Annotated in this window: 8 protein-coding genes; 3 read left to right on the forward strand and 5 right to left on the reverse strand. The window is 36.8% G+C overall.

Annotated features, from left to right (window positions below):
- Positions 1 to 396: 396 nt before the first annotated feature.
- Entirely contained in the window at positions 397 to 1,278 is an 882-nt protein-coding gene (locus ACFQ3N_RS17110; RefSeq protein ID WP_390363856.1) for a nucleotidyltransferase-like protein, read from the reverse strand.
- A 129-nt stretch (positions 1,279 to 1,407) separates the two neighbouring features.
- Between ACFQ3N_RS17110 and ACFQ3N_RS17115 the strand changes: the two genes are divergently transcribed.
- The 3 genes from ACFQ3N_RS17115 to pabB all read left to right on the forward strand — a co-directional run bounded on the left by ACFQ3N_RS17115 (position 1,408) and on the right by pabB (position 4,326).
- A complete protein-coding gene (locus ACFQ3N_RS17115; protein WP_390363858.1) occupies positions 1,408 to 1,797 on the forward strand; it encodes a YgzB family protein in 390 nt (129 codons plus the stop codon).
- A gap of 114 nt (positions 1,798 to 1,911) precedes the next feature.
- On the forward strand, positions 1,912 to 2,478 hold the full coding sequence (locus ACFQ3N_RS17120) for an anthranilate synthase component II (RefSeq protein ID WP_390363860.1): 567 nt from the start codon (positions 1,912 to 1,914) through the stop codon (positions 2,476 to 2,478).
- Positions 2,479 to 2,577: 99 nt separating this feature from the next.
- The gene (pabB, locus tag ACFQ3N_RS17125) at positions 2,578 to 4,326 is read left to right on the forward strand and encodes an aminodeoxychorismate synthase component I (protein ID WP_390363862.1); all 1,749 of its coding nucleotides are present in this window, start codon (positions 2,578 to 2,580) and stop codon (positions 4,324 to 4,326) included.
- Positions 4,327 to 4,529: 203 nt separating this feature from the next.
- Here the strand turns inward: pabB and perR are convergent, their stop codons facing one another.
- The 4 genes from perR to ACFQ3N_RS17145 form a co-directional block, all read right to left on the reverse strand.
- On the reverse strand, positions 4,530 to 4,976 hold the full coding sequence (perR, locus tag ACFQ3N_RS17130; RefSeq protein ID WP_390363870.1) for a peroxide-responsive transcriptional repressor PerR: 447 nt from the start codon (positions 4,974 to 4,976) through the stop codon (positions 4,530 to 4,532).
- Positions 4,977 to 5,187: 211 nt separating this feature from the next.
- A complete protein-coding gene (locus ACFQ3N_RS17135; RefSeq protein ID WP_390363864.1) occupies positions 5,188 to 5,745 on the reverse strand; it encodes a cob(I)yrinic acid a,c-diamide adenosyltransferase in 558 nt (185 codons plus the stop codon).
- 2 nt (positions 5,746 to 5,747) lie between these two features.
- Positions 5,748 to 6,698 carry a D-2-hydroxyacid dehydrogenase gene (locus ACFQ3N_RS17140; RefSeq protein ID WP_390363866.1) on the reverse strand — a complete coding sequence of 317 codons (951 nt, stop codon included), beginning with the start codon at positions 6,696 to 6,698 and terminating at the stop codon, positions 5,748 to 5,750.
- A gap of 61 nt (positions 6,699 to 6,759) precedes the next feature.
- Entirely contained in the window at positions 6,760 to 7,440 is a 681-nt protein-coding gene (locus ACFQ3N_RS17145; protein ID WP_390363868.1) for a sugar transferase, read from the reverse strand.
- Positions 7,441 to 7,935: the final 495 nt, after the last annotated feature.

Here is a 7,935-nt window from a genome sequence, read left to right on the forward strand (position 1 = left end):
GAAAAACAAGTTCATGTTTCTCTTGACATACTGGTTGTTTTGTTCAGTTTTCAAGGAGCAATTCGTTTGTCGCTCTCAAATTGGCGACTTTATAAATATAACATAACTTCTTAATTAATGTCAATAAGAAGTTTAATGTTTTTTATTTCGTTGCCGCTAATTACGTCATTCGTTTTTTGCGACAGAACTAACTTTACCATGGTTAATTTACAAAGTCAACGATAATTTTACAAAAAAATCACAAGTACACTATTACTATATTTAGAACAACTAGCTTGGCCCTGCTGTATCAAGGATGCGCTTTAGTGAAGTCATACATAATGGATAACAATGCCTTTTGCACCATTATCCATTATGTACGAATCATTGCCATATTTGTTGTTTTAAAGTTACATTCTATTTCGCAACTAAACTATTTGTCGTATATTTACGTTGGTAAATTCCTGCGCCTTTTGTTTCTATACGTTCCGTGTGAATGATATTCTTTTCTACTAAATAAGAAATAACCGCTGTTAAGTCCAAAACGTATGGGACTAAATCTTGGTGATCTTTTAACTCACCATAAGACCATGAACCTTCTTTGGTCTTCATAATATCGATTAAATGTTTAGCAGATACTTCAGCTCTTGTACTAATTGCAAAATCAGCTGCGATGATCATTAACTGAACTCGCTTTTCGATTTTTTCATTACTTTGAATTAATTCATCATATAGTTTATACACTTCTGGATCAATATGTTTTACCTGATTCCATAACGTTACTTCTGGATAATAGCCTTTTTCGATCACTGCTAAACGAGCTAAATAATGTAGGGAGTGAACCATTCTACTATGAGCATCTTTATATTGAGATGACTCATATAAATCCTTTACTTCATTATAGCTTTTTACAAGCTTGGCAAATTCAATTGCTTTTCGCAGGTTACGTTGATCATGCGGAAAATCACTTAGCCTGCTTTTCACCTCACCAATATAACCATTGCGATCAAAGATAACTTTCCCGTAAATAACCAGGGCAATTGCTTTACGGTACTCCCTTTTTTCGATCCACTTCATGAGTAGGTCCTCTGACACAATATGCATAGCTGCTGTTTTTTCTCCAAACTCATAATGTTTTACGATCCATTCTTGATCGGCTTTCGTTACCACGATAAGTAGAATAATATCAAAGTTGTCTGTGATGGGACTGTTAGGTTTTGTTTTTTCTATAATTAACACACTTAATGTATTCGGGTCGCTTGTACGTTCCTGATAAATAGGTCTTAGTAAATCTTCCATTATAATTCCTCCATTTACGAATCAATAACTATATATTCTATTTCGCTAAAATAATGAAAAATCCTTTCTAGAAATCAAAAAACAAATAAAATATGCTATACTATCCTTGAAACAATAAGGAGGAAAGACATGTCGCAATTAGTCTATTCAAGCAAAATAAATAAAATTCGCTCCTTTGCTTTGATTTTAATTTTCGTAGGTATCGCTATTATGTATGGTGGTATTTTAGTAAAGCAAATAGAGTGGTTAATGGCAACGTTCTTTATTTTAGGGGTACTTTTTATTGTATCTAGTACAGTTGTTTACTTCTGGATCGGACTTTTATCAACAAGAGCAGTTTCTATCATTTGTCCGAACTGTGAAAAACCGACCAAGATGCTTGGGCGAGTTGATGGTTGTATGCATTGCAAACAACCTCTTACACTTGATAAGGATTTAGAAGGTGAAGAGTTTGATGAAAAATATAATACTCGAAAATACCGAAGAGAAGTAAAACAAAAACAAAATGATAACCAATAACAACATCCGTCATATGGCGGATGTTTTTTACGCAAAAGTATGGATGAATAAATTAGCTCCCATGCTATAATGGCATATAGATTTACATATAAGGTAAAAATGAGGTGTATACTCGTGATTTTAGTGATTGATAATTATGATTCATTTACGTTTAATTTAATTCAATATATTCATCAATTAGATAAACAGACAGTGGTTAGACGAAATGATGCCATAACAATAGAAGAAATTGAAATAATGAAGCCATCACATATTTTATTATCTCCTGGCCCGGGAAATCCTGATCAAGCTGGAGTTTGTCTTGATATTGTTACTCATTTTTATAAACAAATCCCAATCCTTGGTGTGTGTCTAGGACATCAAACGATTGCACAAGCATTTGGTGCTTCGATTATACGTGCAATTGCACCAATGCATGGAAAGATCTCTACTATTAATCATGATGACAAGGGAATTTTCCAAGCTTTGAATAATCCTCTCTCGGTAACAAGGTATCACTCTTTAACAGTAGACCCTCACACATTACCTGATTGCCTTGAGGTAAGTGCGGAAACAGAAGATCGCGTGATTATGGGAATACGCCATCAAACCTATCCCGTTGAAGGTATTCAAGCACATCCTGAGGCAATTTTAACAGAAGGTGGATTAGAGCTTTTGCGTAATTTTTTCATTGGTAGATAGGAAAGTACAAAACTTTCTTATCTACATAAGTGCAACTAAGGCTTTCACCATTAAGGCTTAGCGATAAGCCAAGTTTTCTAAAAAGGAGTTCCGTCATTCATGAAAGAACCGGTTAGTCCATCACTCTATTTTGATTTTATAAACTACAAAGGAAAGCGTCATTCATTATTATTTCAAAACCCATGTAAAATAGTTGCTGCTTCCAACATAGAAGACGTGCAGCCTGCTTTTCAAGAAATTCAAAATGCTGTTGATGAAGGTTACTATGCTGCGGGATATCTTTCTTATGAAGCAGCCCCAGCGTTTGATCAAGCTTTTCATGTCCATAAAAATCAAAAGATGCCACTATTATGGTTTGGAATTTTTGATACACCGGTGGAGGAATCATTAGAAAGTAATACAGGGGAGTTTCACACATCCGAGTGGATTCCCAAAACAAGTGTCGGTGAATATAACAAGTATATAAGTAAGATCAAAGATTACATTGAACAAGGTGATACGTACCAAGTGAATTATACCATTCGGATGGAGTCTGAGTTCGAAGGGGACCCAATATCCTTTTATAATCAATTGGTACAGGCTCAATCTGCTAATTATAGTGCGTATCTTGACACTGGAGATTTTACGATATTATCCGCTTCACCGGAGTTATTTTTTCATATGAAAGATGGAAAGGTCACAACCAAACCAATGAAAGGAACGGTTGGACGAGGTAAAACACCGAATGAGGATTCTTTAAATGCCGATTGGCTTTATAGATCCGTTAAAAATCGTGCAGAAAATGTGATGATTGTAGATTTATTACGTAATGACTTAGGAATGATTGCTAATCCTGGAACTGTACACGTTCCTAATTTGTTTTCGATTGAAAAATATCCTACTGTGTATCAAATGACATCAACAGTCATTGCTGAGGTTGCACCCGATAAAAGCCTGTACGACATTTTTAAAGCATTATTCCCATGTGGTTCGATTACTGGTGCACCAAAAATTAGTACGATGAAGATTATCAAGGAACTGGAAACTTCGCCGAGAGAGGTATACTGTGGTGCGATTGGTTTTATTACACCAGACAAGGAAGCAACATTTAATGTTCCGATTCGCACTGTCTTCATTGACCATCAAAATGGGGTTGCTCAATATGGTGTTGGTGGGGGCATTACATGGGACTCCACTAATGAAGAAGAATACAAGGAGTTACTAATCAAGGCAAAAGTGTTACATGAAAAGCGACAGGATTTTCAACTTATAGAAACATTCGGGCTTTATAATGGTACGTACTTGGTATTTGATAATCATGTCGAACGACTCAAAAAATCAGCAGACTATTTTCAGTTCGATTTAGATATCGAGCTGATCAAAGAGAAATTACTGGATGTTGCCAAAAACCGTAACAAAGGTTCTTGGAAGGTACGTCTACTCGTAGACAAAAACGGGAGTTCTATAATAGAAGAAAGCGAAAGTTTTCCCTTCCAAAAGCCAATACACGTCGCCTTAGCTAAAGAACCAATAGAAAAAAGGGATATATTTTTATACCATAAAACTACCAATCGTACCATATTCGAAAACTCAAAAAAGCAATTCCCGGATGCTTTTGATGTATTGTTGTGGAACGAAGATCAAGAAATCACCGAGTTTACGATGGGAAATGTAGTAGTGGAACTAGCTGGAAAACTATACACTCCTCCAGTAGATAGTGGACTATTGCCGGGAACTTATCGAAAAGCATTAATTGACCAAGGAACGATTACAGAACGAAAAATTATGCTCGAGGAACTTAAAAGCTGTAAAAAAGTTTGGTTCATTAATAGTGTACGGGAATGGGTAGCTACTCGGTTCATCGGATAACACTAAAAACACCAGGTGAAGCTTAAAGCTGCACCTGGTGTTTATTATTGGTAGATAAGAAAGTATAAAACTTTCTTATCTACATAAGTTCAACTAAGGCTTTCGCCATTAAGGCTTGCACTCCAGAGCATAAGAGACTCTAAGAAAGCAAAGTACGCTTACTAAGAATCCCTATAACGATAAGCCAAGTTTTCTAAGATACTTTAATACTGTTTTTGTAGCTCTCTTGTTTGGCAGGCTTCGCATTTACCATAAATCTCCATTCGGTGATGACTAACATCAAACCCAGTTACTTGTTCAGCTAATGATTCCACCTCATCTAAGGTTGGATAGTGAAAATCAACTATTTTACCGCACTCTTGGCATATAGCATGGTAATGTTCTGAGGTATTGCAATCGAAACGACTTGAGGCGTCACCATATGTCAATTCACGAACTAACCCAATTTCACGAAGAACACGTAAGTTATTATAAACTGTAGCAACGCTCATATTTGGAAATTTTCCTTCTAATGCTTTATAAATTTCATCAGCTGTTGGATGAGTCATTGAGTTAAGCAGGTAATCAAGCACCGCATGACGCTGTGGTGTTATTCGTACACCAGATTCTCTTAATGTATCGATTGCTTGCCGCAATTTCTTTTCAGACATCGCCATGCACCTCTCTTTCAATTATATGTTTAATTAAATACCATTATTATTTTATAATCTTTATAATTAGTGTACCCACTACAGCGGGATTCTGTCAATATAAGTATATTGTATTATAAGAATTATTATAACTTATCCGCAGGTTTTTATCTCAGTAATTACTGGAAAGATCAAAAGCAGTTCACCGCTTAAGGTAAACTGCTTCGTTTTTTTACACATCTGCTTTTAATGGTATTTCTGTTCCGCCTAAACTTTGATTTACATAGCGTGCTGCAACAAATAAAAAGTCGGACAAACGATTTAAGTAAGAAACAACAAGTGGGTTTGCAACCTCATCACCTAATCCTACTGCCGTTCGTTCTGCTCTTCTGGCTATAGTTCGTGCTGTGTGCAGCGCACTGGATGTACTATGTCCTGAAGGCAAGATAAAGTTCTTAAGTGGTTCCAAATTTTTATCCCACTCGTCAATTTGATCTTCTAATTCTTGAATGTGCTCTTTTTTCAACTTCCATGTCACTTCTTTATCACTCGGGGTTGCTAGTTCTGCTCCAACGTGAAACAAAATAGTCTGGATGCGATGCATCGTCTCAAGAAATGCCTCTTTTTCATCCCATACTTCTTTATCCAAAAAGCTTAAGGATAATCCAATCATGGAATTAGCCTCGTCACAAGTCCCGTACGCTTCCACCCGAATGTCATTCTTAGGAACACGTTTTCCATAAATTAATGATGTAGTTCCTTTGTCACCTGATCTTGTATAAATACGCATCGTTAATACCCCCTCGTTACGTCGATTTCGTTTATATAATCATCACGATTATTCTTATAAGTTTGAAGGTTTTTATCAAAAATATCTAAAGCTCGAGATATATACTTTGGTGATATTCCTGATAAATGTGGTGTCACAGTCACGTTTTCTTCCTGCCAAAATGGATGATCACGTGGTAGTGGTTCTTCGTGAAAGACATCTAAAACAGCATGTGCTATCTCACCTTGCTGTACTGCTTTCAATACATCATCACTCTGCACTACATCACCGCGTCCCATATTTAAAAATACTGCATGGTTTGGAAGCTTTTCAAAGTGATTATAATTAAATAAATACTTGGTTTCAGGTGTGCTTGGTAGAATAGACACAACAAAATCTACTTCTGGAAGTACTCTCTCCATTTCGTCTGTCGTATAATTTTCATCAAAATATTCAACAGATCTACCACTTCTAGAAACGCCGTATGTCTTCATTTGAAACGCCTTTGCAAGACGTGCTACTTCTTGTCCAATAGCCCCTGTGCCTGCTACTAGCATAGTTTTGCCAGTAATTTCTTGCATCTTTACACCACGAACCCATTCACTGTTCTGCTGGTTTCTGAGCGTTACTTTCTCCTGACGGTATACTTGTAATAGCATGGAAATGGCATATTCCGCCATCGGAATTTTATGTATTCCCTTGGCATTCGTAACAATAATGCCTCTTTCCTGAATAGATTTAAATGGCATTTGATCCATTCCAGCAGAGATAACCATAATCCACTTTAAATCAGTGGCTTGATCTATCAATTCCGATGTTAAGTCCTCACCAAATGTTACAAGGATTTCAGCCTTTTTCAAATGACTCTTAGCTTCATCCATGTTTTTACAAAAAACAAACGAATGATCAGGATATTTCATTGTGAACTTTTCTTGGTGTTTTTTTGAGATATTTGCTGAAAAAAGTATAACCAATATAGTACCCCCTAGCAATTGTATAATACTATAGTAAACTTTTTTCGATCTGTTGAACAGACTAGTGTACGATTGTTTTGAATAATCGGGAGGTAGAACGGTATAAAATTTTTAAATCAAGCTTACAAGATCTTGTTTCTATATAATGGATGTCATGTCTAATCTTTTGATCGTATCTTTTACTTGTAAACCCCTTCAGTTGAGTTAACCCAGTTATTCCTGGCTTCACATCCAATCTCCTACGTTGATAGCTGTTATAATAGTCCGCAATGTCCGGAATTTCCGGCTCTGGCCCGACTAAACTCATTTCACCTTTTAAAACATTAAATAACTGAGGAAGTACATCCAGACGGTACTTTTCAAGCCATAAACCTGTGCTAGTATACGTTTTATGCGGGTCTCTAGTAAATGTGAATTTGCTTGGCACACCATTTGACCAGGATTTTGGGAATGGATGTGGGGGCAATGCACGAATAACCCGAGATGTATTGGTCATCGTCCGAAATGTCCACATCATAAACTCCTGATTATGTTTACCGACGTATACTTGTTTAAAAAATAACGGTTTCCCCTCTTTTTTATTTACTTTATATAAAACAAACAGAATTACCGGCGCTAAAACGACTAACAGCAAGAGACTTATACTGATATCCATTGACCGTTTCGTTGCAACATATAAACTATATTTCAAAAGAGGGATAACAGTAGAATGCTTTGATTTTATATTTTGCTGTACATCCATAAAAAGACACACCCCATTTCTAAATAAAAATTCATCTTATACATATCTATTCAAAAAAGGGACTGCCTAACACAACTGAAATATTACTATTTTGTTTCAAAAAGAACAAAAGCGGGAAGCGCCCGTTTAACGACGTATGGGCTGCGCCCGCGCATCGCGGGTGGGTCGACGTTGCCGCGCAAAGCGGCGAAGTTAGTCGATCTTCCAAATCCGCATGAGATAAAGGAAACACGATGAGCGTTAGCGAATCGATGTTGACTTATCGTAAGGAGGATCAGGAAGCCCACTAGTCGTTGGGTGCTGGCCGATGAAAACGCCACGTCCTGTGGCGTCATCGGCACTAGTACGTCCTGTACGTCGGAGCTGGACGTGGCTTAAGCAGTAAATAAATTATCCACAGGCTCCAAATTTTATAATTTCCTAGACAGGAACAAAAGCGCTAACGCGCCTCTATCACGTCCCAAGTGAGAACTAATCACTTGGGACGTCTCTCGC

The sequence above is a fragment of the Virgibacillus byunsanensis genome (assembly GCF_042675965.1).
Lineage (GTDB): Bacteria > Bacillota > Bacilli > Bacillales > Amphibacillaceae > Virgibacillus_R > Virgibacillus_R byunsanensis.

Excerpts from the sequence above, each read along its gene's own strand:
- pabB (WP_390363862.1), top strand. The coding sequence starts at position 2,578 with ATGAAAGAACCGGTTAGTCCATCACTCTATTTTGATTTTATAAACTAC.
- perR (WP_390363870.1), bottom strand. The coding sequence starts at position 4,976 with ATGTCTGAAAAGAAATTGCGGCAAGCAATCGATACATTAAGAGAATCT.
- ACFQ3N_RS17135 (WP_390363864.1), bottom strand. The coding sequence starts at position 5,745 with ATGCGTATTTATACAAGATCAGGTGACAAAGGAACTACATCATTAATT.
- ACFQ3N_RS17145 (WP_390363868.1), bottom strand. The coding sequence starts at position 7,440 with ATGGATGTACAGCAAAATATAAAATCAAAGCATTCTACTGTTATCCCT.
- ACFQ3N_RS17115 (WP_390363858.1), top strand. The coding sequence starts at position 1,408 with ATGTCGCAATTAGTCTATTCAAGCAAAATAAATAAAATTCGCTCCTTT.
- ACFQ3N_RS17110 (WP_390363856.1), bottom strand. The coding sequence starts at position 1,278 with ATGGAAGATTTACTAAGACCTATTTATCAGGAACGTACAAGCGACCCG.